Source organism: Halalkalibacter nanhaiisediminis, from assembly GCF_007830185.1.
Lineage (GTDB): Bacteria > Bacillota > Bacilli > Bacillales > Bacillaceae_D > Halalkalibacter > Halalkalibacter nanhaiisediminis.
On record NZ_VLKZ01000004.1, the window covers coordinates 247,728 to 274,722 of the forward strand.

Consider the following 26,995-nt stretch of genomic DNA (forward strand, 5'->3'; position numbering starts at 1 on the left):
ACTGACTAGGATCGTCGCAGATGCAATGTGATTATGATGAGGAGGAATGCAGTGTGACACAAGAACACCCATCTAAGCTATCATTTTCAATTGAAGAATCGGTTTGGTTAAATAAAGGTCAAGAAGTAGAAGAAGTATTAGGAATGTCTCTTGAGCCAGAAATTGTGATTGAGGAACGGGATCAACATGTCTACATTAAAGGAGGATTAAACCTGATTGGTGACTATCAACCAGTAGATCAGGCTGAAGTGATAAATACAGATAGTCATTCACTCGAGGAGCTAGTATCATTTCGATCTCCTGGTGAAATCGAAATATCGGAGAATGGAATAGGGAAAATCAAGCATTTTTTTCCAATTGATGTGACGATACCGATTAGTCGAATTCAAAATCTTGATGATGTGTATGTTCAAGTTGATTCCTTTGATTATGATCTACCTGAAAAAAGCTGCATTCAACTAACAGCTGATATAAGTATTAGTGGGATGACTAGCCAACAAGAAGACACAACTGTTAAACGTTCAAGTAAAGAGGACGATGTGCCAACACTAGAACCAGTTCCAACAGCATTCGCTTTTGAAGCAAAAAAGCAGCCCGTTCTGGAAGATCCTCCTTACGTAAACGAGTATGCAAGAGTGAAAAAACCAGATTCACTGTTAGCATACGATCCAAAAAAAGAACCCAATTTTTCTCAAAGTCATAGAGAAATAATAAAAGAACAAGACACATATGACACAAATAATGAATTAGACCAACAAGTGAAAGATTTTGAAAAAGAGCGCCAATTGAAAAAAGAAATAAATCGTAGTCTGGCTTTTCAGAAAGAAATAGCAAATGAATCTCTGTTAAAAAAGGAAGTTACAGTAGATGAAGTCAATGCTGATCAATTCGTAAAAGAAGATATAAATAACAATCTTACTCCGTTAAAAGCACAGACAAATGAATCTGCTTTGACAAAAGAAGCTCAAGTAGAAGAGGTAACAGCAGTGAGGCAAACGACAGAACATACAGCTCCTGTAATAAAAGTAAAAGAGAGTCCTGTATTAGAAGAAGCTCGTCAAGAGGAGCAAATGGAAGAGAGAGAAGAAGTAGACGTACCTCAACGGACAGAAGAAACGAAAGTAACGCTTGTACCTTTAAAAGAAAATACAGCTATTTCTCTATCAGAAGAGCAACAAAAACAAGAAGAGGAACCAGAAGAGAAAAAGCGACCAACATATCGCGAGGAAAATGCACTTTATTTAACGAAAATGCTGTCGAAAGGAGAAGAGCGTTTTACAAAGTGGAAAATGTGCATTATTCAGCAACATGAGTCATTAGAGACAATCGCGAGCAGATATGATGTGACAACAAATCAGCTTGTTCGGATAAATCGTCTTCAAAAGGAACAGGTAGAAGAAGGACAAATTCTCTATATCCCTGTTTCAGATTCCTAAAAAAGGAGTAAACCAATGGAATTGTTGGATTGGCTCAAGCAGCAATATCAATGGCAGGATGTGAAATTTATAAATGAGGAATTAATTGAGACTGAGCAAGGTAAAAAAAGGTTGTGCTATTGGTCAGATAAAGCGCTCCTTGATTGGCATATCGAATGGCGTGACGGTTGTAGTGTCACGCCCTATGTGCTAGCAGACCGCATGATTAGAAGCAAGGAACAAGAAGCCGCACTGTCTTGGAAAGAAGGGTGGCTAACGGTCCATGATGAAGTAGCAGACTCTCATTTTGTTAAGGCTAGAGCACGAGAGATCGGCACAATGATTGGAGCAATGATTCAACATGGTATAGCGACAGCATCACCTGTGAAAACACTTCTCCAAGATGAACCTATATTTAGGCAATTGTATATGTATGTATCGCACTTATCTAAAGAACAGCAATTACTAGTAACCTCATTATTAAATGAAGCTGAAATAAGAATGAGAAAAGCAACTGCATTAAGAAAACAACTGAAGGATGAACCATTACCGTTACTTGATCCAATCAAATCAGTAAAACAAGCAAAGCAAGTATACCAGGTGTTAATTTGGAATGGAACGATGGGGTACCCTGAAAGAGGATATCGATCCTTACGTACATTTTTAGGTGATTGGCTTGATGTATTTGGAAAAGAAGCATTTTGTGAGCTGCTTGGTGGGATGTATTTGGATGAGCGGTTAACAAGAGAACAGGCTATTTTATTACTTAGCGAATGCTTGAAACCTTACGAGCTAAATCAACTTGTCATTTTAATCAAACAAAATCCAAGCGAACAAAAAATCAATCAAACACTTGAGCAAGCAACAAAAGAATGGGAACAATCCAAACACCTTGTGCAAATGATAAGTGCCTCAATTGATCAGAGAAAGAAGGTGTTGACTCAATGAATGGTGGGCAATCGCCTTATGCCTCTGTCCTTTTTTATTATGATTTATATCCCCAAGAAATTGAAGACCTTGGAAAAGTAAAAAAGATAACAACCCATCAAGGTGTATATGCTTTGAAAGAAACAACAATGACTGCCCATCAAGCTGACGAGTTTATCCATGCTCTTAGAAAATTGACGAGACTTGGATATAAGCAAGCGGTTCCGATACTGCCTACAAAATACGGAGAATACACAATTGCGACAGGAACACACACGTATTATTTAATGCCTTGGATGGAGCCTATTGAATATACAGCAAGAGAATCGCAAGAAGAGAAGCTTGCCTCACAATTAGGAGTTATTCACAGACTGACTGTGAAAACCGAACCATTTTTAAAGGAACAGATCGATGAATCATTTCAACAATTATTAATACGCTGGGAACGGAGGCGTCTCGAATTAACCCGTTTTGCCGATCAAGCTGAAAGAAAAACGTACATGTCTCCGTTTGAGCTAACCTTTTTGACACATGCTTTTATGCTTGATCAAATGGCACTAACAGCTAAAGACCATTTACAGAAATGGTATGACCTTTGTCTTGAAAGGGGAAAATATCGAACTGTTCTTTGTCATGGTCGCATTCAACGGTCTCATGCTCTCTTTTCACCCGCGAATGAACCCCTTCTTTTAAACTTTGAGCGAGCAAGTATTGATACACCAGCACGTGATATTGCAAGTTTTTGTCGTTATAGTTTTCCAAACGCGTATTGGTCTGAGGAAGAGGTGCTTCGCTGGTTCATGCGCTATGAAAGACATTTACCGTTACTTGAAGAAGAAAAATATTTAACATTTGCATATTTAAACTTCCCTGAACCGATTGCTTATGCAATGGAAGCCTACGTCAATAACCAAAGTCAAATGAGTGAACTAGAGCATGTCCAACGGTTAGAAAAGCGCTTGACGTCAATGCGTAAAGTTCAACGACTGACGCAAAAGCTTATTGTTACCTCTGAGCAAAAACAATCTTAACGTTCTCCTTATTAATAAGGGAACGTTTTTTCTTTTTCTAGAGTAAACGAAGAAGCAGGGCACAATATAGTACAATCATTAAAGTTAGTAAAATCACATCAAAAGTAGTAGGGAGAAGAAGGGTGCGAATTAATTGAAAAAAAATAAGTGGCAATAAAATTTGTACTAATATCCCTCGAACTTTCCACCAAAAGCTTGGGCGAGGGTGATGATGAAATTTATGGAAATGACGACGAATCATAACTAGGCACCTCTCTTTTTAGATAACTTTATCTCTATACTTTATGCACAAATGATTCAATGTTTCACTCATCTAGATAGTTGACCAAGAGCATGGCAAATAATTGTCCGCCTTCCAGCGAAATGGTTGATAAGTGGCGCCTTCTGCTTTACTGAGATGTCTAGCTCGCACTAGCTGCTCGAGACACTTTTGCCTAAAATGCTTGCCCAAGGTCGGAGAAACGAATTGTCAGTCTTCCAGTGCATGTCCCAGCTGCCCAAGGTGCTTCCACTTTTCTATGTATATTCATGAAAAAAATGGGTGATGCTGATATTGACGGATGAACACGATTCAAGCTAAAATAAAAGCACAATAAATGAATGCATTGAATAGGAAGAGTAGGTTCAGAACCTTTCAGAGAGAGAGATCATTTGCTGTGAGATTTCTTAAGATGTATGAATCGAATGTCACCTAGGAGCTGCTTTGCTGAACACATGTCCTTTGATATCAGTAGGCATAGCCGGTCACTGACCGTTATCAGTTTTGAGGTGTGTAGCATAGCTTGTTTTGTGCTACAAACAAAGGTGGTCCCGCGAGTAAACTCTCTTCGTCCTTTGGATGGAGGGTTTTTTTTATTTGTTTTTGATGGAAAGCTAAAGGAGGATATTGGTATGAGCAATAAAGAAACAACGATGCCAACAAAGTACAATCCACAAGAAACCGAAGCAAAATGGTATTCTTACTGGCTAGAAGGAAAATTTTTTGAAGCAACAGGAGATGAATCGAAAGAGCCTTATTCAATCGTGATTCCTCCACCAAACGTAACAGGTAAATTACATCTTGGACATGCCTGGGATACAACTTTACAAGATATTCTTGCTCGCGTAAAGCGAATGCAAGGTTATGATACTCTATGGCTTCCTGGTATGGACCATGCAGGGATTGCTACCCAAGCGAAAGTAGAAGGGAAATTAAAGGAAGAAGGGCTAAGCCGCTATGATCTTGGTCGTGAAAAGTTCCTTGAAAAGTCGTGGGAGTGGAAGGAAGAATATGCGTCTTTCATTCGTAATCAATGGTCAAAAATGGGACTATCTCTTGATTATTCACGTGAGCGTTTCACATTAGATGAAGGCTTGTCAAAAGCGGTTCGTGAAGTTTTCGTAAAGCTTTATGAAAAAGGCCTTATCTATCGCGGTGAGTATATTATTAACTGGGATCCGCAAACAAAAACAGCTCTTTCTGATATTGAAGTGATTTATCAAGATGTCCAAGGTGCATTCTACCATATGAACTATCCATTAACAGATGGAAGTGGAACTATTGAAGTAGCGACAACTCGTCCAGAAACGATGCTAGGCGATACGGCTGTGGCTGTTCATCCAGAAGATGAGCGTTATAAGCATCTAATTGGTAAGACAGTTACTCTTCCAATCACAGGACGTGAAATCCCGATTGTAGGAGATGATTATGTTGATATGGAATTTGGTTCAGGGGCAGTGAAAATTACGCCAGCTCATGATCCAAATGACTTTGAAATTGGAAATCGTCATAATCTTGAACGAATCCTTGTGATGAATGAGGATGGCACAATGAACGCTAAAGCTGGAAAATATCAAGGTTTAGATCGTTTTGAATGTCGTAAACAACTGGTGAAAGACTTACAAGAAGAGGGCATTTTGTTCAAAATCGAAGAGCATATGCACTCGGTTGGCCATTCAGAGAGAAGTGGAGCAGTCGTTGAGCCATATCTTTCGACACAGTGGTTTGTCAACATGCAGCCACTTGCAGATGCAGCGATTAATTTGCAAAAATCAGAGGAGAAGGTTAACTTTGTCCCTGAACGTTTTGAAAAAACATATCTTCGTTGGATGGAAAACATTCGTGATTGGTGTATTTCTCGTCAGCTTTGGTGGGGACACCGTATTCCTGCTTGGTATCATAAAGAAACAGGGGAAATTTATGTTGGTCACGAGGCGCCAGCAGATGAAGAAAATTGGAAGCAAGATGAAGATGTTCTTGATACATGGTTCAGCTCTGCTCTTTGGCCGTTTTCAACGATGGGGTGGCCTGATGAAGAGTCACCTGATTTTGAACGCTTCTATTCGACTAATGTACTTGTTACAGGTTATGACATCATTTTCTTCTGGGTATCACGAATGATTTTCCAAGGACTTGAGTTTACTGGAAAACGCCCGTTTGATGATGTGCTTATTCACGGTCTTGTTCGTGACTCAGAAGGACGAAAGATGAGTAAGTCACTTGGCAATGGTGTCGATCCGATGGATGTCATTGAGAAATACGGCGCCGATTCGCTACGTTTCTTCTTATCTACGGGTAGTTCCCCAGGAAATGACTTGCGTTTTTATTGGGAAAAAGTCGAATCAACATGGAATTTCGGTAACAAAATTTGGAATGCATCAAGATTTGCTCTTATGAACATGGATGGTCTGAAATATGAGGAAATTGATTTAACAGGTGAGAAGTCAATTGCGGATAAGTGGATTTTAACGCGTCTTCAGCAAACCATTGAAGATGTCACACGTTTAATCGATGCATATGAATTCGGTGAAGTAGGACGTCTACTTTATAATTTCATTTGGGACGATCTGTGTGACTGGTATATCGAGATGGCGAAATTACCATTATACGGAGAAGACGAAGCAGCTAAACAAACAACTCGTTCTGTTTTAGCGTATGTATTAGATCAAACAATGAGACTTCTACACCCAATGATGCCGTTTATTACCGAGGAAATATGGCAGCATTTGCCTCATAAAGGAGAATCGGTTACCGTTGCTGAGTGGCCAACAAAGCAACAAGAGCTTATTTTCGACGATGCGGTTGAAGATATGGAATTGCTGAAAGAAATCATTCGTTCCGTACGTAACACTAGAGCTGAGCTGAATGTACCAATGAGTAAGCAAATCGAACTTCTCATTCATGCGAAAGGTGAGATCATTCTTAATCAATTACAGCGTGGACAGAGCTATATTGAGAAATTCTGTAATCCAAGCGAATTGGTTATTGGAACAGACGTAACAGCACCAGAAAAGTCGATGGCTCAAGTGTTATCAGGAGTGGAATTATTTTTACCATTAGCGGGCCTTCTTGACCTTGATGCAGAAATCGCACGTCTTGAAAAAGAGCTAGAGAAGCTTAACAAAGAGGTGGAAAGAGTCGATAAAAAGCTTGGTAACCAAGGTTTTATTGCAAAAGCACCAGCAAACGTGATTGAAGAGGAAAAAGCAAAGCAAGCTGATTACATGCAAAAACGTGAAACCGTTCAAGCAAGAATTGCCGAATTAAAAGGATAATGACGCTTTACATGCCTATGTCACCTTTAGACATAGGCATTTTTTCCTTGAAAGATAAGAAAATTCGATGTTGTTTCGCGCAAGCAGCCTAGCCGCGACAAGTACTGGAAGCCTGTAAATGGTTGCCTAAAACCAGCAACATATTGACAGGCTTAAAATGCTGACCGAGCCGATTTCGTTTTTCTCATGATTGAAATGCAAAAGTGTAAGTCGTTATAATGGACGAAGAGATGTACGTGTAACGTAATAAGGAGTGCAGTTTATGTTTATGAATAGAGCAGAAGAGGTCATTGAGTGGATTCACAGCTTACTACCATTTGGGATAAAACCTGGACTAAAACGAATGGAATGGATGCTTGAACGGCTCGATCACCCAGAAAGAAAGATTCAAACGATACATATAGGTGGAACAAATGGCAAAGGATCAACGGTCAGTTTTATGCGTCATGTATTAGAACATGCTGGATATCAAGTAGGTACGTTTACTTCTCCATACATCGAATGCTTTGAAGAGCGGATTTCACTGAACGGGAACCCAATCGAGGCAGACGTACTTGTTGAATGTAGCAATCGAATACGTCCCTTAGTTGAAGAGCTTGCTCAGACTGATTTAGGGAGCCCAACGGAATTTGAAGTGATTACAACAATTGCCTTTGATTATTTTGCTAACATTGCGAAGCCAGATATCGTTCTTATTGAAGTCGGCTTAGGGGGACGTCTTGATTCAACAAATGTTATTTCTCCTCTTCTGTCGATTATAACGTCAATAGGATATGATCATATGCACATACTTGGAGAGACAATATCAGAGATTGCGTTCGAAAAGGCAGGCATTATCAAGCAGAACACAACAATTATTTCAGGTGTTTCTCAGGATGAAGCACGAATGATTATTAAGAACGTGGCACAAGAAAAGAATGCAGAATATATGCAGTTACGTATTGATTTTGATGAACAGGTAAAATCAGTTAGTGAGCAAGAGCAAGCATTTTCTTATTCTGTAGAAGATAAGGAATTGATGGAAGTCGTCATTCGTATGCAAGGTCCTCATCAACGTGAAAATGCAGCAGTTGCAATTACGGCATTAAAACGTTTAGAAGACGATTTTCATTTTAAGATTGGTAATGAAGCTCTTCTTCAAGGAATGGCAGCGACTAAATGGATCGGACGATTTGAGCAATTGAGTAATAAACCATTAATGATTGTTGACGGTGCTCATAATAAAGAAGGAATGGAGTCTTTAGCTCAGACGTTAATTGAGCATTATCCGAATAAGAAATACCGCTTTGTCATTGCTGCTACGAAAGAAAAAGACATGGCACTGCTGCTTAAACCTTTTCAACAAATGGAAGCGACATTTACATTTACGAGCTTTGATTTTTTCCGTGCTGCTGATGCAAGTGAACTATACAATCAGGCGCCAGTTTCTAAAAAACGATTTGATAGCAATTGGGAGCAGGCAATTAAGGATGAACGAAAAGTCATGGAACATGATGAAATGTTGATTATTTGCGGATCGCTTTATTTTATATCAGCAGTGAGAGAAAAGTGGTTTAAGCATGGAGAGGCGATGTGATCGGAAAAATGAAGCAAATAATGCCCCCAGTTTATCATTAAACTGGCGGGCATTATTTTATCAGTGTCTTCTATGATGATTGTACCAATTAGACCAATCAACCCAATCGTACCACCAGCGGTAATGAGAAGAATTGCGATCAGGGCGAGGAGATGTACCTGAATCTGGATCTGAGTAATAAAAACATGACTCATCAACAGATCCTTCAATATTAATAGCTGTTTTCCCTCCACCTGTTTGAATGATTGTATTTTGATGAGGCGAAAAAGAACCTCCAACTGCAATATGTCCCCCAACTTTTATATTTGCATTCGCTCTAGAGGTATAGTTTTGTTCTACTAATAAATCACCTGTTTTTACGAAAATCTCGGCGACATTCCCTACTTCAAAAGAGCCAGTTAAAAATTTAGTCGTAGCCACAATATTTGCTTGAGTGTGAAGGTCAAGAACACCATTGATAATAACAGTATTAGCAATCAAATCAATATGATTTTTCGCTACTAACTTATTAGCATAAAGGGTTTCACTAATGGAAATGGTCGACCCAGTACCAATTTCAATATCACCTATTGCAAATAAATTACCCGTCCCATTAAAGGTGAAATGATTTTGAGCCTCTAGATCTTGCTTAATGATTAAGTCTCCATTCATCGTAATCTCCGAATTATCCCCCTTAAATCGGTCGGTAATAAGGATGACTTTTTTATTTTTACTACCAAAAGTAAAATCGCGATTGATGTTCAATGAATCTGTTTTGAGAATGATGTTATGAGCATTTGATTGATTAATTTCATTTTGTATACGTTGAATGGAGCATCGTTGACAATCGATGACCTTTAACTCTGGTAGATTAGATGTTAGAGATTCAAGTAATGTGATATCATCCAGTACTCTTTCTCTTTCGGCTCTTTTTAGACCAGAAATTGCTTGTTGAACCTTTGGTTCAATAACGACTGGATTATTCGCGATGCTAGATCCCTCGCGTCCTTCCTTTAAAATAATTTTTCCACCTGAACGAGGGACATCAATATAAGGTTCAGAATGGATGAGACAATCACTCTTTGGACCTTCAGTATGAGGTAGGTCACCAATCGGAATAAGAAAATAAGCCTTCGTCTCTTCGGTTCTTTGACATCTGTATGAGGGAGACGTAGATATATTTTGGATAAAAGGGATGGACGACTCTTCGATGTTATAAAATCCATAGCTCGTAAAATCAACTCGAATCAAATCATATTCATAAGAAGTATGATCAACTGCTCGAATATCTCCATTCTCTAATTCTTGTTGCTTTGAAAAAGTAATATCTCGAACTTGAAAGCTAGACTTATCACCATTTAGGCTTTCAATCATTCTACTAGATAAACTTGACCTCTCAGCAATAACGGCTTTTATTTCCTCAAAATAACTATTATAGAAGGTCTCTTCAGAAGAACGATCTGCTTTTTGATAGGCTTTCGTCTGTTGTTCTCTCATGATCGCTTCAAAAAAGGTAATGCCCATTTCAGCTAAATCATACGTTTTCATTTGTTCCTCTGTTTGATTAACTTGCTTTGCCGTTGAAAGAGTAAAGGAAACAATGACTAAAGAGAAAACACTAATAACAGCAATTGTAATTAATACAACCAGTAAAGATGAACCTTTTTCATAGTTCTGCCTAATTGTCATCTCTAAAATCCCTTCTATTCACTCTTTTTATAATCGTACTTGTCTCAAAGCCCATATCAGAATTGATTTTACTCACCAGGCGTAATTGTTCCACGTACAAAATACGATCTTCAGGTCGGATGGTTAAGTGACTTGGAACTGAATCACTAGTATCTAAGGTAACAAATTGCCCTGATTCCTGCTTGATGATCAGCTCAATGTCATATGCTGAATTGGTTAAGTGTCCATTAATTGATAGGACCTGTTCGCCTTTATGGTTATCAATTGAAATCGTATAGGGCTTAGTTGGGTTTTGCTCATGCGTAGAGGATAGGGTTCTAGTAATAATATTTGCTTCTTGTCTTAAATCGTTATGAAGTTTGACAGTCGCTTGTGAGGTAAACGCTTGAACCAACACTTGAGAAGCAACGACAGTAATAATCGCTGAAATACTAATTGCAAGCAAAAGCTCAATTAATGTTAGGCCGTTTTGATCATGTCTAATTGATTTTGCTCTTCTCATAGTTGTGACTCCTTTGTTTTCTCACTATTTATTTGTAACATCTTTCTTATCTTTCAACGTTAGGGGGCAAGAACATACCCGTGAGTTTCTGTTAGAAGTGTTGCTTTATTGTTGTTGTCAAATAGCTTAACATGAAGCTGATAAAGCTCAAATTCTTTTTCCTTATGTACAGTTGTTTCTAGAAAAAAAGAGTGATTCCCTCTTTCAACTGTGCAAGTAGACGAGTCAAAGTTATTGAGGCTGGTCAAAATGGAATCATGACAGGAAAGAGTGTACTGGTTCGACTGTTCAATTGGCTGATACTCTGTTTCTAGTAAAACAAGTATTTCTCTAGCAGTATCTGCTGCGAGAAGATTTTCCTCATTTTTTACTGAGAATATCATTCCTTGTGAAAAAAACGTAAAAAAAGACGTGAGTACAATCGATATAATCACAAGTGACACAAGGAGTTCGAGAAGGGTTAAACCATTCTCTTTTGAAAGATATTGTTTCATGAATCCTCCTTATAATAAAAGAATTGAAAAGAGTGACTATTTAAATGAGACAATCTACCGAAATATAGTAATATCACCTTGTTGTCCCTTTTATCGTTACCTTTTTTGAATAGACAGGGGGCAATTTACTCGTTTTTTTCATTTACCTTATCTTTATTATACAATAATCTCAATATCGCTGATACAATTGGAAGGTGGCTATTTTCATAGTTTGATCTTGTTACATTTTAAAAAAGTGGGTGAACGACTAGTATGGACCTTTTCTTATATCTAATCATTGGGACGATTTTTCTCATTTTTGTTTTTCTGAAAAAACCTCGTTTTTTTTCATTGAAATTAAGGCTTCAGGTAGTGTTTATTTCCGCCCTTCTTGTTTGTTTAGCTACTGTGCTTTTCTTTCTATATAATCTGTTCATTGCGACTTTAGCTTTTATTGGTTTTTTTCTGTTATTCGGTTTGATGATCGGAAAGCAATATGAAATGGAGATGGCACTAAATGGAGAGGGAGGAACACCGAATAACATTACTGAAGCTGCAGCATATGAGAAGGATGAGCTCCTATTTGAAGCAGAAAAAGAAGAGGTAATAGAAGGGCTACGTAATAAGGAAGATGAGGAAAGTCTGTGGCACCAGGAAGATGAACAATTTGAAAAACGTAAAATGTCTGAAAAAGAAAACAGCGAGGATAACTTTGATTATTTCGAAGCGCCTCTTAGGAGAACACTGCTTGTTCAAGATGACGAACAAATACTTGAGTCTCCTTTGTTAGGACGAGGAGCAAGCAACGAACAAGAGCTTGAGGAAGATCTGCCGATTCGAATTCCGTATCAAGAAGATGATGAAAGTGATGAGCATGAATTGATACAAGAAGCTCATCGTATAGATGAAAAGGTTACCAAAGAGGTAATGACTAATCGGCAAAGACTGTTTGATAGCCTAGAAGAAAATGAAAGATTAAGGGTGAAGCCACATGAGTAGACAACCCTATTTAATAGCCTTTCTATGTCTGTTCATATGCTCAGCTGTACTAATACTTTTTACAGTAGGAGGACAAATGGCTGTTGGTCAATTTTTGCCATTTGAACAAACCTATGATGATGGTACGCTGATTGCCAATGAGGAAGTTGGAGGAATGACTGAAGATGAAGCGGCTGAATTATTACATTCGAAAATAAATCAATGGCGTACAGAAGCAAATGTAAACTATGTCTTACTAGAACAACGAAAAGCAATGCCAAATGAAGCTATTCTTTTTGATGTGCGTGCAGCGTTAGAAGAAGCATGGACACAGCGCTCTGTTGATCTTTTGGCAACGGTAGATGAGCAAATCATGAGAGATGAGCTTATGACGATAGGGCATTATGAAACGGGCGATCGTATCGATTTTAGTTTGCTTACAAGGCAATTAACTGAGGACGTTCGTTCAATGAAACGATCCAATAAGACCTATCAATTGCAAGAGTTTTTTCTACCAGATTTTCAATTAAGAGAAGAAGTAGTGTCTGAAGTAACATTAGATGTATCTGGCGCTTATTTGGCAGAGTGGGCACAGTCGCTTAATGGATATATCATTGAGCCGCAAGCGCTTTTTTCGATGCAAGAGGCACTTGATCAAAGTGGAGTGACAGTGCTTGACAGTGAGGCACTTGATGTCTTTGCGACGGGACTATTTCAGCTCTTTACAAAAACGAACTTTAACCTACTAGAGCGCCATGTGAATTTAACATTACCTGCCTATGCGACGGTAGGCTATGCTGCAGCTGCTTCACCAAATTCAATGGATTTAAAGGTACTTAATCCAAATCATCACTCATATGAGCTTTCTTTGTCATACGTAAATAATCAACTACGAATATCGTTAATGGGTTTATCCTTTATTCATGATTATTCACTTGTAGTTGAAAACATTGAAGAGATTGAACCTCGAACAATTGTACACATTTCACCTAGAAGAACAATCGGTGATAAGCAAGTGATGAGTGAAGGAGCACTTGGTTTTTCTGCAGATGTGTATCAGGTGGTGTCCTCAAGTGAGGGTACGATGATTGAGAGAAACAGAATTGCGAGCGATTACTATCCTGCTATGCACCGTATTGAGGAATTGAGTTTACAAGAAGCGCAAGAAGAGGAGCAAGAGGATAACCCATTTGAAGGAATACTTCCTGTGCCTGTTCCACCTTCTGAAAATAATGCAGATAACTCAAATGATCGTCATGTAAATTCAGGTTCAGAATCAGGTACTAATTCAAATACGAGTTCAGATTCAACGAACTCAACTGAAGGAGAGAACCAAGGATCTGCAAATACACCTGTTCAGGATGAAGATGGAGACTACAGTAGTCACGACAATAATCAAGTGAAACAAGAGCATGTAATCGTCAAAGGTGAAGAATAGCATAGGGGTGAGACAATGGCGACGCAGCGAAAACGTCTAGGTGATCTTTTAGTGGAAGAGGGTTTGATTTCCAATCAACAGCTAACAGAGGTTCTAAATACAAAAAAGGATGGTCAAAAGCTTGGAGATGCCCTGCTTGAACGTCATTTAATTTCTGAACAACAATTAATCAAAGCTCTTGAAATTCAGTTAGGGATTGAACAAATAAGCTTATATCGATTTCCGATTGACCTTAATGCCATAAAGCTTGTTCAAAAGGATTTTGCGAAGCGTAATATGTTGATTCCAATAAAAAAAGACGGAAATCAACTCCTTGTTGCGATGATGGATCCGATGGATTACTTTGCCATTGATGATTTGAGAATGGTAACTGGTCTTCAAATTGAAACGGCAATTGCTACAAAAGATGAAATTCTTCAAGCGATTGAACGATATTACAATATTGACGATGTCTTTGTTGGTGAACTGAGTGAGCAGGACATAGAAGTGGTTGCTAGTAGTGATGGTGGTCAAGGGATGGAAAATGAAGCCCCTGTCATTAAGCTCGTCAATCAAATTCTACAAACAGGGCTTATTCAAAAGGCAAGTGACATCCATATTGATCCTCTAGAAAAGAAAATGGCGATTAGGTACCGAGTCGATGGGGTGTTAAAGACGGAGCGGTCTTTCCCAAAGCAAGTTCAAAATGCACTGGTTGCTCGTGTAAAGATTATGGCTAATTTAAATATTACGGAAACACGTCTCCCGCAGGATGGGCGCATCAAAACGTATCTGAATTTGACGCCGATTGACTTGCGAATTTCAACTTTACCGACTGTGTATGGAGAGAAAATTGTCATTCGTATTCTTGACTTAGGAAGTACAATGAATAATATCTCGCAACTAGGTTTTAACAAATTAAATCATCAAACATTTATCAGGATGATCGAACAACCATCAGGGTTAATCTTAATCACAGGTCCAACAGGCAGTGGGAAATCCTCTACTCTCTACGCTGGCTTGAATCATTTAAATACTGATGAAGTTAATATTATTACGATTGAAGATCCTGTTGAATATCAAATTGAAGGTATCAATCAAGTACAGGTAAATAATCAAGTAGGCTTAACATTTGCGACTGGCTTGCGCTCAATTTTACGGCAAGATCCCAACATTGTGATGGTTGGGGAAATTCGTGATACGGAAACCGCAGAAATTGCCATTCGAGCATCTTTAACAGGTCATTTAGTATTAAGTACTCTTCATACCAATAGTGCGATTGCAACGATTCCCCGTCTCATTGATATGGGTATCGAGCCTTATCTTGTCGTTTCATCCTTAACAGGCATTGTCGCACAAAGGCTTGTCAGAAAGAACTGTCCTCACTGTCTATTAGAATATGACCCGACGAATATGGAAGAGGATTTATTCAAGAAGCGAGGAATAAAGCCAGGAAATGTGTTTCGAGGTGCTGGTTGTAAAGTTTGTAATGACACTGGCTACAAAGGTAGAGTAGCGATTCAGGAAGTGCTCGTCTTTGATGATCGACTTAGACAAATGATGATGAACAACAAATCGATGGGTTCAATTCGGGATTATGCGATGGAAAATGGTATGATCTTCTTAATTGATGATGGATTGTTGAAAGTCAAACAAGGACTAACGACAGTTGAAGAAGTGTTACGTGTCGCAATGGATGAATAAGGAGGAAACGAGTATGAAAGAACGTCTAGAGGCACTCTTAACAGATGCTTTTCATCAAGGTGCGTCTGATATTCATTTGACCGTAGGTGTCCCCCCTACCTTACGTATCAACGGCGAGCTCCAGCCTTATGGGGATGAAATATTAAAGCCAAAGGATACTGAAGCAATGGCAAAGGCTATTATCCCCGAAGCACTGTGGAACGCGTTTCAAAAGCGAGGAGAACTTGATTTTTCGTACGGGATTCCAAAAGTGTCGCGCTTTCGCGTGAATGGATATTTTCAACGTTCATGCGTTTGTCTTGCAATTCGTGTCGTTCCAACTGTCATTCCTAGTCTAGAGGATCTAAATATGCCTGAGGTTTTACGGGATATTGTACAAAAACCTCAAGGACTCGTGCTTGTTACTGGGCCAACAGGGAGCGGGAAGTCGACTACGTTAGCAGCGATGATTGACTATATCAATGAGCGCTACAACAAGCATATTATTACGTTAGAAGACCCAATTGAATATTTACATCGTCATAAAAAATCGATTGTCAATCAGCGTGAAGTAGGTTTTGATACACAAAATTTTGCAAATGGCTTAAAAGGCTGTCTAAGGCAAGATCCAGATATCATTCTAGTAGGGGAAATGCGTGATTTGGAGACAATTTCAACTGCGATTACGGCTGCGGAAACAGGTCACCTAGTCCTTGGTACTTTACATACGACGGATGCACCAGCAACAATCGATCGGATTATTGATGTCTTTCCGCCTTCGCAGCAACCACAAGTACGGATCCAATTAGCATCTGTTCTTGGTGCAGTGATTTCACAACGGTTGTTTAAGAGGAGTGACGGCAAAGGACGTCATGCCGCAACTGAAATACTGATTAACAACTCAGCAGTCAAAAACCTGATACGGAATGAGAAAATTCATCAAATTCCTAGTGTGATGCAGACGAGTAAAGCGAGTGGGATGCACACGTTAGCCATGTCGATTAAGGATCTTGTTGAAAGACAAATTCTTAGTAATGAAATAGCTGCTCCTTATTTAAGTGAGAGTGGTAGTTAAATGGCTGTATATCAGTATCAAGGGCGAAATCGAAAAGGGCAGATTACGAAGGGTAAAGTGAAGGCTGCTTCTGAAAGAGAAGCGAGACTTAAGCTTCGAGAAAATGGTATTGCTGTTACAACCGTTCATGAATTAAAAAGCATTCTTTATCAGGATATAACGATAGGGAAAATGAAAGTGAAATCTCAGGATTTTGTTATTTATTTACGTCAGTTCGCCACACTTCTTCAAGCTGGGATATCGGTTGTCGATGCAACAAATATTTTAGCTGAGCAAACATCGAGTAAACTGTTAAAATCATCTTTACGTGACATCGAAGAGGAACTACGTGCTGGGAACCCATTTTCAGATGCTGCACAAAAGCAGCGTAAGATGTTTCCGCCGCTATTTATTAACATGATGCGTGCTGGTGAGCTAGGTGGAAATCTTGATGAAATCCTTGAAAGGCTTGCTGTCTATTATGAAAAGCAGCATAAGACAAGGCAAAAGGTCTTTTCAGCGATGTCTTATCCACTTGTTGTTGGATTTATAGCCCTCGTCGTTGTTATATTCTTGCTTTCCTTTGTTGTACCAACATTTGCGGATATGTTTGCAAGCTTTGATTCAGAGCTGCCTATTTTAACGATTATGGTTTTACATGCTGGTGGATTCTTCGGGAGATTTTGGTGGATGTTTATCTTGCTCGGGCTTGGGGTATATATTGGATGGGTTGTCCTTCGACAACGTCCTCAAACTAGTTATTATATTGATTATTTTATGTTGCGAATCCCGATTTTTGGGAAGCTTCTTCAAAAAGCTACTCTTGCTCGAATGACGAGAACCTTGAGTTCGCTCTTTTCTAGCTCGGTCCCGATTTTACAGGCTGTCTCTATCGTCGAGCGCGTTGCGGGTAATGAAGTTGTTGCCCGAGTTCTAAGAGAAGCCAGAAATTCTCTGGAAAAGGGAGAATCTATTGCTACACCGATGGAAAAGCATTGGGTCTTTCCACCACTTGTAACACAAATGATTATTGTTGGGGAAAAAACAGGCTCTCTTGATTTGATGTTAGATAAAGTCGCTGATTTCTATGAATCAGAAGTTGATGCTACGACAGATCAAATCAAGTCCTTAATTGAACCGATCATGATTGTTGTGTTAGCTGGAGTTGTTGGCATTATAGTCGCATCAATCGCGATTCCAATGTTTGAGATCTTTGATTCTGTTGGATAATATGACTAATGACTAGACAAACGTAAAAATGAGCAGTAAAATCTACTTAGTTTATAAAGAGAAAGATAGTATAATAGATAACTTAAAAATGGAAAGCAAAGAAATGTTACCTGTATTTGGGCACTTAGGTAACATGGAGCGAGTAGTGCAACCGGCTAATTTTGTATGTGTTTTTGCGAAATTAGTCATTTTTTAAAGGATTTATTATCCTGATATATTATATTGATAAAATGTAGGAGGAGAATATGATGAAAAAATGGTTTCAAAGAGCGAAAAATGAAAAAGGTTTAACGCTGATTGAATTATTAGCCGTTGTCGTAATTTTAGGCATTATTGCAGCAATCGCTGTACCGAGTATTGGTGGAATTATTGATAATAGTAAGAAGGATGCGCATGTGGCCAATGCCCAGCAAATGATTAATTCAGCTAGACTTGCCGTAACAGGGAATCCAAGCCTGCAGCCACAAAATAATGCAAATACTAAAGTAATTTCTTTGAAATATTTAGAAGAAGAAGGATATATTGAAACTATTGCTGATCCTGACAGTGGAGGATATTTAACAGGTACTGCAGCAGGTGGTGCCCGAATAGGTGATAATAGTCAGTCTTATGTTTTGGTTACAAGAGATAACACGGCTAATTTTTCGTTCTCTGTTAAATTACTAAACGGTATAAGAGGGGTTCAGACTTCTAGTAAAGGGCCTGTGAACCAAGAGGACCTAAGTAGGGATTCAGTTCTGGAAAATTAAGATCTTTCAAATAGAATTCCTAAAAGCCTATCGCTTATGATAGGCTTTTTAACTAGTCAAACAAATATAACTCACGCTCGCCTCTATCTTAATTCCTGTGGTATGGTAGTAAATGAAGATGGAGAGAATGGCTATACGATTTCTTTGATTAAAAGATAAATGAAAAGAAGGTATGAAGCGATGATAATAGTGATGATTCTATATCTCTTTCTAATCGGTAGTGTGTTAGGCTCTTTTTTTAATGTGGTTGGGATACGCGTGCCACGTCGGGAGTCGATTATTCGTCCTCGCTCGCATTGTTCAATATGTAAAAGAAATTTAACGGCAGCTGATTTGGTGCCGATTTTTTCGTACCTTTTTTTAAAAGGAAAATGTCGCAAATGTGGAACGCGTATTTCGCCGTTGTATCCACTTGTAGAAGCGGGAACTGGGCTATTATTTGTCGCTTCTTTTCTTGTGTTTGGTTGGACAGGCGAGATGATTGTTTCTCTTGTATTGATGTCGATGCTTGCGATTATTTTTGTTAGTGATATCCGCTATATGATTATTCCAAATAAAGTGTTGCTCTTTTTTGCTCCTCTTTTTCTTGCATTACGTTTAGTGTGGATACCACTAGATCCGTGGTGGGATGCACTTGTTGGAGCGGGAATTGGTTTTGGTTTACTGCTTATGATTGCCGTCGTTAGTCGCGGTGGAATGGGTGGCGGTGATATTAAACTCTTTGCAGTCCTAGGGCTCGTGTTAGGGTGGCAAGGGACACTGCTCGCTTTTTTCTTTTCGTGTTTATTTGGAGCTTTAATAGGTGGGGTGGGTCTCTTAGTAGGTAAGGTTGAAAGACGTAAGCCAATTCCTTTTGGACCATTTATTGTACTAGGGACAATTACTGCTTATTTTTTTGGTTCGATTTTAGTAGAATGGTATCTAAGTAGATTTATCTTTTAGGGAATTTTGGTGAATGCTGATGAAATGGTGGATAAAAAGGAAAGAGGCGCGTCATGCGCTTGTGATAAAAGACCATGTAATTCGTTATGTCGGAAGTAAGAGTCCTGATTTATCAACAATTTTTGCACATGAGGAGAGGTATTTACCTATTGGTGTCGTTCGTGATGGACAAATTGTACATGCTGATACACTTTTGCCGATTTTAGCTGAATGTATAAATGAATGGGGTTTGCAGAGGAAAGAGGTTCAATTTTGCGTTCCAGATGGTCAAGTGATTATTCGCACCCATAAAGTTGACGGGGCGATACCTGATGATGAAATAAAAGGTCAGCTTTATCTTGAACTGGGAGAGACATTACTTTTACCATTTGATGATCCTATTTTTGATTATGTTGTTCTTGGCCTGAATGAAGGTGAAAAAGATATCCTGTTATTTGCTTCAAAAGAGAAAATGATTCAAGAATATGTAGTGATGTTAGAAGAGTTGCGTTTAAAACCCAATACAGCTGATTTAACCGCACTTAGTGCCTATCGTTTATTTCATGAGTTAGAGCATACGTCTCCTTTTGGCTATACGATGTTGATTCAGATTGATGTGACGTCAACAAATATGACTTTTTTTCATGAGCATCACCCAGTTTTTTCACGTTCAGTCTCTTTTGAAGTTGAACAGGAAAGTTGGGAGATTGATTACCAAGCTGATCAATCATCACTTATTTGGAAAGATGATGAAGATGCATTAAAGAGTCAACTTGAAGAGCAGGTAAGTGAGATTGAGAAGGTTATGAATTTTTATCGTTTTAATGTACTGCAAGGAAAAAGAGATATTGGAAAGTTGCTCGTTTGCGGTGATCACCCATATATGAAAAGAGTTATAGAACGATTACAGCAAGCATTCTCGATTACTCTTATCAGCTTAGATCAGAATAATGAATTACGATTACCAGCACGTTATTATGACGTGATCGGTCTATCGTTGAAAAAAGAGGTGCGCTGATGCTTGTTGAAGTTAATCTTCTACCTGAAAAGAATAAGCAAGATGTCACTTATGTCTTTATTCTTTTGACTACATTATTGTTGATTGCGCTTGGGACAACGGTTTTGTATTTTTATCATTCATATGTTGCGAAAGAAGTGAATGGCTTAAACCAAGAGGTATATTCTGTTCAAATGCAGTCTACTGAATTAAACCAACAAATGGTTGAAGAAGCAGGGACTGAGCTTGAACGACTTCAGCAGGCTGTTGGCGAGCTACAAAGCCGAGTAGTTCCTACCTCTCTTTTACTTGATCATTTAGTAAGGCTCCTTCCTGAACGTGGATATTATTTGACCTTTAATTATGAACTTCCAGGAACGGTGATGTTTGATGCTAGCTTCGATCGAATGGAAGAAATCGCAGCCTATCATCAAGCACTTGAGCAGTCAGATGTGGTTTCATCGATCTCCCTATCAGTTGTTGAGGCAAATGAAATGCTTGATGATCAAGAATTTGATGTTAATAATGACAACGTTCTTCCTCGCTATATCGCTAGTTTTACACTTGAAATTCACACGGAGAACGTTAAGAAATTAGGTGACTCCTCATGAAACTAGTGTGGACAAGGCAACACATTCTTGTTGCAATCGCTGGATTATTTATTGTGATTGGTTTTTTGACGTTTTTGTTTATTCGGATTGTGGAACCTATTCAGTCTGAACTTGATCAAACGGAACAACAACTTGCGAATGAACGCCAGATTCTTAGTACACTACAGCAGCAAGTTGAAGGTGAAGAACCATCAATTCGAATTGAATCAAGTGTTAGTCTGCAACAACAGCTTCCTGTGAAGCCACTTATCGATCAACTTCTGCTTGCTTTGGCGAGAGCTGAAGGAATCTCAGATACATATATTAGATCGATTAATATAGAAGAGAGCGATGATGTTGGTTTTCTGACTAATGATAGTGAAATGGAGGAAGAGGTAGAAGTAGAGATAGAAGTAGAAGAAGAGGAAAGTTTTTCTCTAGAAGTGACAGAAGAAGAGCCATCACAGACAGTGGTAGAGGTTGAATCATTACCGACAAATATAGAAGGTTTGAGGACCATTCGTTTTCTTGTTACGGTTCGTGCAAAGGATTACGAAGGAGTAGCTCGTTTTGCAGAAGAGATTGATACACTTGAACGCATCATGAATGTTGATTCTATCTCCTATGTTAGTCCAGAAGAGCAAGTTCAAGTCGATCAAGAGCTTGATCCATTAGAATTTTTTATTGTTATATCTTCCTTCTATTATCCAGAGGCAAATGAGTTAAAGTCTGAATCTCCAATGGTTGACTATCCAAACTCGGCTGGTAAACGCACGCCATTATATCAGGAATAAGGGTTAGTCTAAAAGAAGGATCATTTTTAAGATTCTTCTTTTTGTCATTTTCTCGTTCTATTATTTGATTTCGATTAATAGAATAAAAGTAAAGAATGAGAGATGAGAGGGGGGCTTTATATGGAGAGAGAGGAGCATTCCATTTCAGTTTTTTTAAATGGAAAAGAACAGCGTGTAAGAGAAGTGAAAAATGAGATTGCTTCGACACGGGATGAGAAGTTACAAGAGGAGATTGTTGTTCCGCAACCAAGTAATGTCATTGATTTTGGCAAGTTACAAGAAGAACGGAAACGAAATGGACAACCTTTTTGGGATGACGGAAACCGTGAAAAAAGTCCAAAGCTTCCTTTCAAAAGAAAGAAAAAATCGTTTAGTGGAGTGAAAAAACCTCGTATCCCGATGATGCTAGTGGCCGCACTGCTTTCGGCAATAGGTATTGGATTACTCTTTGGATTCACCGTATTAACGATATTCACTGGGGATTCTAGAGGGATTGCAGATAGTGGTGAGCCTGTGAATGGAACGGTTCCAACCTTTTCGGCTGTAGAGACAGGTCTACCTATTCTTTCAGTAGAGGTTGTACAGGGAGGAGCGTTTTCTGATGAGGGGAAAGGAGCAGAAGTAGCTAGGAATCTACAGGAGCAGGGACTGGCGGCGACATTAACAAAGACAACAGAACCGATCTATATGTTTATTGGTGTTGGTGGAGATCGTGCTCAGGCTAATAAGATTGCAGATCTCTATGAAGGGTATCGGCAAGAGACATATCTTAAATCATATCGAATTGATGGGCAATTTCTAACGGAACAAGATGAGAAAGTATCAAATTGGTTTGCGAATGCAGTTGCTCTTTATAAAGAAATCCTACAATTATCAGTTGATGGTTTAGATGGAGGGACAATGATTACAGCTGAAAGAGTGAAGCAGTTAGATCAGTCATTACAGGCGCTCCAAGTAGAAAGAGAACAGGCATTTATGAGGTTACCTACAGAGGCTCAGCCTCATGCTCTTGCAATGGGAGATTCGCTTTTGAATGCGACTGAGAAACTTAGACTTTATGTTGAATCCCCTACGGAAGAAGAATTATGGCAGACACAGCAAGCAATACTTGATGCCCTCGTTCATTATGAACAGGTCATTCAATCATTATCTTGAAAATACCTGGTGAAAATCCAGGTATTTATTTTTGTCATTTTCTTGAATTTAATTGTAGGTATGAAAAGAATTTGGTATTCTTAAGGTGAGCCTGTACAATGAAAGTAAATTTATTGTAGAGGTGACCCTTCATGAACCCTTTCATTTTGGCCTCAGGTTCCCCGAGGCGCAAAGAACTCCTAAAACAAGCACGTTATTCATTTGAGATTCAAACCAGCACAATTGAAGAGAAGATAGAAGTGGGACTGTCCCCAGCAAATGTTGTCGAGCAGTTGGCGCAGCAAAAAGCAGAAGACGTATGGGCTGGTAACCAACAAGCAGTCGTCCTCGGTGCGGATACAGTGGTTGTATTTGGAAATGCCATTCTTGGTAAACCGTCGGATGCTACAGAAGCAAGATCAATGCTTCGCAAATTATCAGGTAACGTTCATCATGTTTATACAGGTGTCGCTATTTGCTCAAAAAAGGGCATAACGACCTTTTCTGAAAAAACGGAGGTAGAATTTTATCCATTATCAGAAGAAGACATAGAAATGTACATTCGTAGTGGTGAATCATTTGATAAAGCAGGAGCTTATGGCATCCAAGGATTTGGCGCATATTTAATCAAACAAATGATTGGTGATTACTTTACTGTAGTTGGTTTGCCGTTAGCCAAAACAATGAGAGCATTAAAAGACGTCGGGATTAGTCCAAAGGTTTAAATGTACGATTTAATTATTGACGTGTGTTTTAAATGCAACACATGAAATTCCTCATATTCGCACAGATTAGAAAGGAGAGTTTCCTTTGCCTCAACATTCACTCCTCATTCGTGATGTTCCCATGCGTGAGAGACCGCGTGAGCGTATGCTTAAAGAAGGTTCTCAGGCTCTAACCAATCAGGAAATTTTAGCTATTTTACTTCGAACAGGTACAAAGGAAGAATCAGTGTTACAACTTTCTCAACGTGTGCTAGCAACCTTTGAAGGGCTGGCTCTATTAAAGGATGCAGCAATTGAAGAACTATGTAATATTAAAGGGATTGGTGAAGCAAAAGCCGTTGAAATATCAGCTGCCATTGAGCTAGGAAGACGTATTCATTGCATGCAAACAGATGAAAGATATGTGATTCGTTCTCCTGAAGATGTTTCAAAGTATGTAATGGAAGATATGCGATTTTTGCAACAAGAACATTTTGACTGTTTATACCTAAACACAAAGAACCAAGTGATGCATCGCAAAACAGTCTTTATTGGAAGCTTAAATGCAAGTATTGTGCATCCTCGTGAAGTCTTCAAGGAGGCGTTTCGTCGTTCGGCTGCGTCTATTATTTGCTTACACAATCACCCATCAGGTGATCCAACTCCGAGCCATGAAGATATTGAAGTGACAAAGAGATTAAATGAATCTGGAAAGGTTTTGGGTATTGATCTACTTGACCATGTTATTATTGGTGACAGGAAATTTGTTAGTTTAAAGGAACAGGGTTATATTGTGTGATTTTATCATTCCTTTGACCCCTAGCAATTTGAGGATAGCCGCATAATGATTAGAATGGTAACATGTAACATAAGGGTAGTATGAGAAAGTATAGGTTAAATTTAATGGATGATTCGATCAAAGTATTAGTTGTCTTCATTTAGACGATTTTCAAGATTATAGGCTTGTTTTTTAAAAATTAAGGTGCTCACCTGAAAAATTTATTGTTTTAGGGATAACTTTGGGGAACTTAAGGCTATGTTTTTGATCAATTATTCGATATAATAAAGGTTATGATTTCGGTTCAGGATGAAGGGAGATACATAGATGTTTGGTGGGTTCTCAAAAGATATAGGAATTGATTTAGGAACAGCGAATACGCTTGTTTATGTAAAAGGTAAGGGTATCGTTGTTCGTGAACCATCGGTTGTGGCACTTAGAACAGATACAGGATCAATCGAAGCAGTTGGAAACGATGCGAAGAATATGATTGGGCGTACGCCAGGAAATATTGTTGCGGTTCGCCCAATGAAAGACGGTGTGATTGCTGACTTTGATACGACAGCAACGATGTTAAAATATTTTATTCGTCAAGCTCAAAAAAATCGTTCTATTTTTACTCGCAAGCCTTCTGTTATGGTATGCGTACCAACAGGAATTACAGCTGTTGAGAAAAGAGCGGTTGAAGATGCAACTAAGCAAGCAGGCGCAAAAGAGGCTTACACATTGGAGGAGCCATTTGCAGCAGCAATTGGGGCTGAACTACCTGTATGGGAACCAACGGGGAGCATGGTCGTTGATATTGGTGGTGGAACAACAGAAGTAGCGATTATTTCACTTGGTGGGATCGTTACAAGCCAATCGATTCGTGTTGCTGGTGATGAGATGGATGAAGCGATCATTTCATATGTGAAAAAGAACTATAATTTAATGATTGGTGAAAGGACAGCAGAGGCACTAAAGCTGGAAATTGGTTCTGCTGGTGCACCAGATGGCGTTGATGATATGGACATCCGTGGTCGTGACCTGGTAACTGGCTTACCAAAGACTCTTACAGTGACTGCTGAGGAGATTGCTGGTGCTCTAGCTGATACGGTTACAACGATTGTTGAAGCGGTGAAGAATACACTTGAACAATCACCTCCTGAGCTTGCAGCAGACATTATGGATCGTGGAATTGTCTTAACAGGTGGAGGAGCTCTTCTACGCAACTTAGATCGTGTTTTAAGTGATGAAACAAATATGCCCGTGCTTGTAGCTGAAAATCCACTTGATTGTGTAGCAATTGGAACAGGAAGAGCGCTTGAAAATCTTCATCTCTTCCGTTCGAAGGCTGGGATTACTTCGCGCTCGGATAGAAAAATGTAAGTAGGTGTAAGCATGCCATCCTTCTTTTCAAACAAAAAATTAATTATACTTCTCGTCAGCATTATTATTTTGATGGCACTAATTGGCTACTCACTTAATGATCGTGAGCGAGTAACTGGGCCAGAACAAGTCGTCAGAGATGCTGTTGGATGGGTGCAAACTATTTTCATGAAACCCGCATACGTCGTTGCGGGTTTCTTTGAAAATGTCCAAGATATTCAACATGTGTACGAGGAGAATAAGCTACTAAAATCTCGACTTGAAGAATATGCACAAATTTCGGTAGAACGTACTACGCTACGAAACGAAAATGAAACTTTAAAAGATATGCTTGAACTTGAAGAAAGTTTAAATGATTATCTGATTCGAACGGCTGTTGTTATTCACCGAAGTCCAGACCGTTGGACAGAGTATATTGGCTTAAATAAAGGGTCGGAGCATGGTGTAGAGCCGAATATGGGAATTGTTGATTCACAAGGTGGCCTCGTTGGAAAAGTAAAGCAAGTGAGTGAGTTTTCCTCTGTTGTTCAGCTTCTATCCGATAATGATCGTACAAATAGAGTTTCGGCGATGGTCTCAATGGACCAGCCAGAGTACGGTTTTATTGAAGGGTATGATGAGGATAGAGGCTTACTGATTATGAGAAAGCTTAATATTGAAGCAGAGATTGAAGAAGGGCAAATGGTTACAACATCTGGGAAGGGTGGCGTATACCCAAGTGGTTTGCTTATCGGGGAAATTGTTCAAATTGAACCAGACGAATATGGTTTAACATTAAATGCTTACATTGAGCCGACTGCTGACTTTCAGGCGTTGGATTATGTATACATTATTGAACGAACGAGTACATCACTCGATCCAGCATTGCTTGAGGAGGATGCGTCGTGAGCCGGATCTATATTCCAGCAGCCGTATTCATCTTGCTTGTTCTTGAAGGAACCCTTTTTCAAATTTTAATCTCGTTTAATCATACAATTGAGATGACCCTTGTACCGCGTTTTCTTGTCGTAATGATTATTTTGATCGGAATTCACTTTGGTCGTCAGAGTAGTATCGTGTATGGCATGATATTTGGTTTCTTCTATGATGTTGTCTATACGCAATTGCTTGGGGTATATACATTTGGTATAGCATTCATTGGCTATGTGTTTGTTTATTATCACAAGCGTATTCAAGACTCGCTTTTGATTCAACTGCTGATCATCGTCGGCGCTATTACGTTCTTTGAATATTATCAATTTGGTTTATACCGATTAATTGGTATAACGGAAATGGCTGCACCGTTATTTGTGCTAGAGCGTTTAGTACCTAGCATTGTCTTAAATAGTGTATTTGCGATCTTGATTTATTACCCAACGAAAAAACTGTTCGATTATGTGAAAAGGCAAGAAAACCTTCGTGAACGTTAAAGGTATGGAACTAGACCGTTGATCAATATTGAGAAGCAATTGAATTTTTTTATCTTTGTTCTT

The 26,995-nt window shown here is 38.9% G+C and carries 25 protein-coding genes, 1 riboswitch and 1 other annotated feature; of the genes, 21 read left to right on the plus strand and 4 right to left on the minus strand.

Annotation, left to right across the window (positions count from 1 at the left end; genetic code table 11):
* Positions 1 to 53: 53 nt before the first annotated feature.
* From spoVID to ysxE, 3 genes are read left to right on the plus strand one after another with little or no spacing between them, the layout of a single operon-like run.
* The gene (spoVID, locus tag IQ10_RS08710) at positions 54 to 1,436 is read left to right on the plus strand and encodes a stage VI sporulation protein D (protein ID WP_158640016.1); all 1,383 of its coding nucleotides are present in this window, start codon (positions 54 to 56) and stop codon (positions 1,434 to 1,436) included.
* A gap of 15 nt (positions 1,437 to 1,451) precedes the next feature.
* Entirely contained in the window at positions 1,452 to 2,363 is a 912-nt protein-coding gene (locus tag IQ10_RS08715) for a hypothetical protein (RefSeq protein ID WP_144450105.1), read from the plus strand.
* Positions 2,360 to 3,373, plus strand: a complete 1,014-nt coding sequence (gene ysxE, locus IQ10_RS08720) for a spore coat protein YsxE (protein WP_144450106.1) — start codon at positions 2,360 to 2,362, stop codon at positions 3,371 to 3,373. The genes IQ10_RS08715 and ysxE overlap by 4 nt, the downstream gene beginning before the upstream one ends.
* 37 nt (positions 3,374 to 3,410) lie before the next feature.
* Here ysxE and IQ10_RS18915 read toward each other — a convergent pair whose 3' ends face one another.
* The gene (locus IQ10_RS18915) at positions 3,411 to 3,614 is read right to left on the minus strand and encodes a YszA family small membrane protein (protein WP_144450107.1); all 204 of its coding nucleotides are present in this window, start codon (positions 3,612 to 3,614) and stop codon (positions 3,411 to 3,413) included.
* Positions 3,615 to 3,969: 355 nt separating this feature from the next.
* Positions 3,970 to 4,211, plus strand: a binding site (T-box leader).
* A gap of 53 nt (positions 4,212 to 4,264) precedes the next feature.
* On the opposite strand from IQ10_RS18915, the gene IQ10_RS08730 reads away from it, so the two are divergent.
* Both IQ10_RS08730 and IQ10_RS08735 read left to right on the plus strand, forming a co-directional pair.
* Positions 4,265 to 6,907: a valine--tRNA ligase gene (locus tag IQ10_RS08730; RefSeq protein ID WP_144450108.1), complete on the plus strand. Its 2,643-nt coding sequence runs from the start codon at positions 4,265 to 4,267 to the stop codon at positions 6,905 to 6,907.
* Between the two features lie 262 nt (positions 6,908 to 7,169).
* Positions 7,170 to 8,483 carry a bifunctional folylpolyglutamate synthase/dihydrofolate synthase gene (locus IQ10_RS08735; protein WP_367613666.1) on the plus strand — a complete coding sequence of 438 codons (1,314 nt, stop codon included), beginning with the start codon at positions 7,170 to 7,172 and terminating at the stop codon, positions 8,481 to 8,483.
* A gap of 60 nt (positions 8,484 to 8,543) precedes the next feature.
* On the opposite strand, the gene IQ10_RS08740 is transcribed toward IQ10_RS08735, so the two are convergent.
* The 3 genes from IQ10_RS08740 to IQ10_RS08750 are packed head-to-tail and all read right to left on the minus strand — an operon-like array spanning position 8,544 to position 11,147.
* Positions 8,544 to 10,151 (minus strand): hypothetical protein, encoded by a 1,608-nt coding sequence (locus tag IQ10_RS08740; protein ID WP_144450109.1) that lies wholly within the window; start codon positions 10,149 to 10,151, stop codon positions 8,544 to 8,546.
* On the minus strand, positions 10,141 to 10,653 hold the full coding sequence (locus IQ10_RS08745; RefSeq protein WP_144450110.1) for a PulJ/GspJ family protein: 513 nt from the start codon (positions 10,651 to 10,653) through the stop codon (positions 10,141 to 10,143). Before IQ10_RS08745 ends, IQ10_RS08740 begins: the two co-directional genes overlap by 11 nt.
* 59 nt (positions 10,654 to 10,712) lie before the next feature.
* Positions 10,713 to 11,147, minus strand: a complete 435-nt coding sequence (locus IQ10_RS08750; RefSeq protein WP_144450111.1) for a prepilin-type N-terminal cleavage/methylation domain-containing protein — start codon at positions 11,145 to 11,147, stop codon at positions 10,713 to 10,715.
* A gap of 252 nt (positions 11,148 to 11,399) precedes the next feature.
* Between IQ10_RS08750 and IQ10_RS08755 the strand changes: the two genes are divergently transcribed.
* From IQ10_RS08755 to mreD, 16 genes are all read left to right on the plus strand, one after another.
* A complete protein-coding gene (locus IQ10_RS08755; protein WP_144450112.1) occupies positions 11,400 to 12,125 on the plus strand; it encodes a hypothetical protein in 726 nt (241 codons plus the stop codon).
* A complete protein-coding gene (locus IQ10_RS08760) occupies positions 12,118 to 13,542 on the plus strand; it encodes a VanW family protein (RefSeq protein ID WP_158640017.1) in 1,425 nt (474 codons plus the stop codon). The genes IQ10_RS08755 and IQ10_RS08760 overlap by 8 nt, the downstream gene beginning before the upstream one ends.
* A 15-nt stretch (positions 13,543 to 13,557) precedes the next feature.
* Positions 13,558 to 15,225 carry a GspE/PulE family protein gene (locus IQ10_RS08765; protein ID WP_144450114.1) on the plus strand — a complete coding sequence of 556 codons (1,668 nt, stop codon included), beginning with the start codon at positions 13,558 to 13,560 and terminating at the stop codon, positions 15,223 to 15,225.
* A gap of 13 nt (positions 15,226 to 15,238) precedes the next feature.
* A complete protein-coding gene (locus IQ10_RS08770) occupies positions 15,239 to 16,279 on the plus strand; it encodes a type IV pilus twitching motility protein PilT (RefSeq protein WP_144450115.1) in 1,041 nt (346 codons plus the stop codon).
* Positions 16,280 to 17,488, plus strand: coding sequence for a type II secretion system F family protein (locus IQ10_RS08775; protein ID WP_144450116.1), 1,209 nt, complete (start codon positions 16,280 to 16,282; stop codon positions 17,486 to 17,488).
* An 82-nt stretch (positions 17,489 to 17,570) separates the two neighbouring features.
* Positions 17,571 to 17,654, plus strand: a riboswitch (cyclic di-GMP riboswitch).
* A 79-nt stretch (positions 17,655 to 17,733) separates the two neighbouring features.
* On the plus strand, positions 17,734 to 18,237 hold the full coding sequence (locus IQ10_RS08780) for a competence type IV pilus major pilin ComGC (protein ID WP_144450117.1): 504 nt from the start codon (positions 17,734 to 17,736) through the stop codon (positions 18,235 to 18,237).
* A gap of 180 nt (positions 18,238 to 18,417) precedes the next feature.
* Positions 18,418 to 19,179 (plus strand): prepilin peptidase, encoded by a 762-nt coding sequence (locus tag IQ10_RS08785; RefSeq protein WP_242009795.1) that lies wholly within the window; start codon positions 18,418 to 18,420, stop codon positions 19,177 to 19,179.
* 19 nt (positions 19,180 to 19,198) lie between these two features.
* Positions 19,199 to 20,176, plus strand: a complete 978-nt coding sequence (pilM, locus tag IQ10_RS08790; protein ID WP_158640018.1) for a type IV pilus biogenesis protein PilM — start codon at positions 19,199 to 19,201, stop codon at positions 20,174 to 20,176.
* A complete protein-coding gene (locus tag IQ10_RS08795) occupies positions 20,176 to 20,766 on the plus strand; it encodes a hypothetical protein (RefSeq protein ID WP_144450119.1) in 591 nt (196 codons plus the stop codon). The genes pilM and IQ10_RS08795 overlap by 1 nt, the downstream gene beginning before the upstream one ends.
* Positions 20,763 to 21,539, plus strand: coding sequence for a type II secretion system protein M (locus IQ10_RS08800; RefSeq protein WP_144450120.1), 777 nt, complete (start codon positions 20,763 to 20,765; stop codon positions 21,537 to 21,539). The genes IQ10_RS08795 and IQ10_RS08800 overlap by 4 nt, the downstream gene beginning before the upstream one ends.
* A 120-nt stretch (positions 21,540 to 21,659) precedes the next feature.
* Positions 21,660 to 22,694, plus strand: a complete 1,035-nt coding sequence (locus IQ10_RS08805) for a hypothetical protein (protein ID WP_144450121.1) — start codon at positions 21,660 to 21,662, stop codon at positions 22,692 to 22,694.
* A 131-nt stretch (positions 22,695 to 22,825) separates the two neighbouring features.
* On the plus strand, positions 22,826 to 23,398 hold the full coding sequence (locus IQ10_RS08810) for a Maf family protein (protein WP_144450122.1): 573 nt from the start codon (positions 22,826 to 22,828) through the stop codon (positions 23,396 to 23,398).
* Between the two features lie 85 nt (positions 23,399 to 23,483).
* Positions 23,484 to 24,176 carry a RadC family protein gene (radC, locus tag IQ10_RS08815; protein ID WP_277877954.1) on the plus strand — a complete coding sequence of 231 codons (693 nt, stop codon included), beginning with the start codon at positions 23,484 to 23,486 and terminating at the stop codon, positions 24,174 to 24,176.
* A gap of 306 nt (positions 24,177 to 24,482) precedes the next feature.
* Complete coding sequence (locus tag IQ10_RS08820; protein ID WP_144450123.1) at positions 24,483 to 25,523, plus strand: rod shape-determining protein; 1,041 nt, start codon at positions 24,483 to 24,485, stop codon at positions 25,521 to 25,523.
* Between the two features lie 12 nt (positions 25,524 to 25,535).
* Positions 25,536 to 26,411, plus strand: coding sequence for a rod shape-determining protein MreC (gene mreC, locus IQ10_RS08825; protein WP_144450124.1), 876 nt, complete (start codon positions 25,536 to 25,538; stop codon positions 26,409 to 26,411).
* A complete protein-coding gene (gene mreD, locus IQ10_RS08830; RefSeq protein WP_144450125.1) occupies positions 26,408 to 26,932 on the plus strand; it encodes a rod shape-determining protein MreD in 525 nt (174 codons plus the stop codon). The genes mreC and mreD overlap by 4 nt, the downstream gene beginning before the upstream one ends.
* Positions 26,933 to 26,995 lie beyond the last annotated feature (63 nt).

What these genes read in the sequence shown, in the direction of transcription:
- IQ10_RS08745 (WP_144450110.1), bottom strand. Translation starts at nt 10,653, where the DNA reads ATGAGAAGAGCAAAATCAATTAGACATGATCAAAACGGCCTAACATTA.
- IQ10_RS08735 (WP_367613666.1), top strand. Translation starts at nt 7,170, where the DNA reads ATGTTTATGAATAGAGCAGAAGAGGTCATTGAGTGGATTCACAGCTTA.
- IQ10_RS08740 (WP_144450109.1), bottom strand. Translation starts at nt 10,151, where the DNA reads ATGACAATTAGGCAGAACTATGAAAAAGGTTCATCTTTACTGGTTGTA.
- IQ10_RS08820 (WP_144450123.1), top strand. Translation starts at nt 24,483, where the DNA reads ATGTTTGGTGGGTTCTCAAAAGATATAGGAATTGATTTAGGAACAGCG.
- IQ10_RS08780 (WP_144450117.1), top strand. Translation starts at nt 17,734, where the DNA reads ATGATGAAAAAATGGTTTCAAAGAGCGAAAAATGAAAAAGGTTTAACG.
- IQ10_RS08800 (WP_144450120.1), top strand. Translation starts at nt 20,763, where the DNA reads ATGAAACTAGTGTGGACAAGGCAACACATTCTTGTTGCAATCGCTGGA.
- IQ10_RS08765 (WP_144450114.1), top strand. Translation starts at nt 13,558, where the DNA reads ATGGCGACGCAGCGAAAACGTCTAGGTGATCTTTTAGTGGAAGAGGGT.
- IQ10_RS08715 (WP_144450105.1), top strand. Translation starts at nt 1,452, where the DNA reads ATGGAATTGTTGGATTGGCTCAAGCAGCAATATCAATGGCAGGATGTG.
- IQ10_RS08810 (WP_144450122.1), top strand. Translation starts at nt 22,826, where the DNA reads ATGAACCCTTTCATTTTGGCCTCAGGTTCCCCGAGGCGCAAAGAACTC.
- pilM (WP_158640018.1), top strand. Translation starts at nt 19,199, where the DNA reads ATGAAATGGTGGATAAAAAGGAAAGAGGCGCGTCATGCGCTTGTGATA.
- IQ10_RS18915 (WP_144450107.1), bottom strand. Translation starts at nt 3,614, where the DNA reads ATGATTCGTCGTCATTTCCATAAATTTCATCATCACCCTCGCCCAAGC.
- IQ10_RS08750 (WP_144450111.1), bottom strand. Translation starts at nt 11,147, where the DNA reads ATGAAACAATATCTTTCAAAAGAGAATGGTTTAACCCTTCTCGAACTC.
- IQ10_RS08775 (WP_144450116.1), top strand. Translation starts at nt 16,280, where the DNA reads ATGGCTGTATATCAGTATCAAGGGCGAAATCGAAAAGGGCAGATTACG.
- IQ10_RS08770 (WP_144450115.1), top strand. Translation starts at nt 15,239, where the DNA reads ATGAAAGAACGTCTAGAGGCACTCTTAACAGATGCTTTTCATCAAGGT.
- IQ10_RS08805 (WP_144450121.1), top strand. Translation starts at nt 21,660, where the DNA reads ATGGAGAGAGAGGAGCATTCCATTTCAGTTTTTTTAAATGGAAAAGAA.
- IQ10_RS08785 (WP_242009795.1), top strand. Translation starts at nt 18,418, where the DNA reads ATGATAATAGTGATGATTCTATATCTCTTTCTAATCGGTAGTGTGTTA.
- IQ10_RS08795 (WP_144450119.1), top strand. Translation starts at nt 20,176, where the DNA reads ATGCTTGTTGAAGTTAATCTTCTACCTGAAAAGAATAAGCAAGATGTC.
- IQ10_RS08760 (WP_158640017.1), top strand. Translation starts at nt 12,118, where the DNA reads ATGAGTAGACAACCCTATTTAATAGCCTTTCTATGTCTGTTCATATGC.
- mreC (WP_144450124.1), top strand. Translation starts at nt 25,536, where the DNA reads ATGCCATCCTTCTTTTCAAACAAAAAATTAATTATACTTCTCGTCAGC.
- IQ10_RS08755 (WP_144450112.1), top strand. Translation starts at nt 11,400, where the DNA reads ATGGACCTTTTCTTATATCTAATCATTGGGACGATTTTTCTCATTTTT.
- ysxE (WP_144450106.1), top strand. Translation starts at nt 2,360, where the DNA reads ATGAATGGTGGGCAATCGCCTTATGCCTCTGTCCTTTTTTATTATGAT.
- IQ10_RS08730 (WP_144450108.1), top strand. Translation starts at nt 4,265, where the DNA reads ATGAGCAATAAAGAAACAACGATGCCAACAAAGTACAATCCACAAGAA.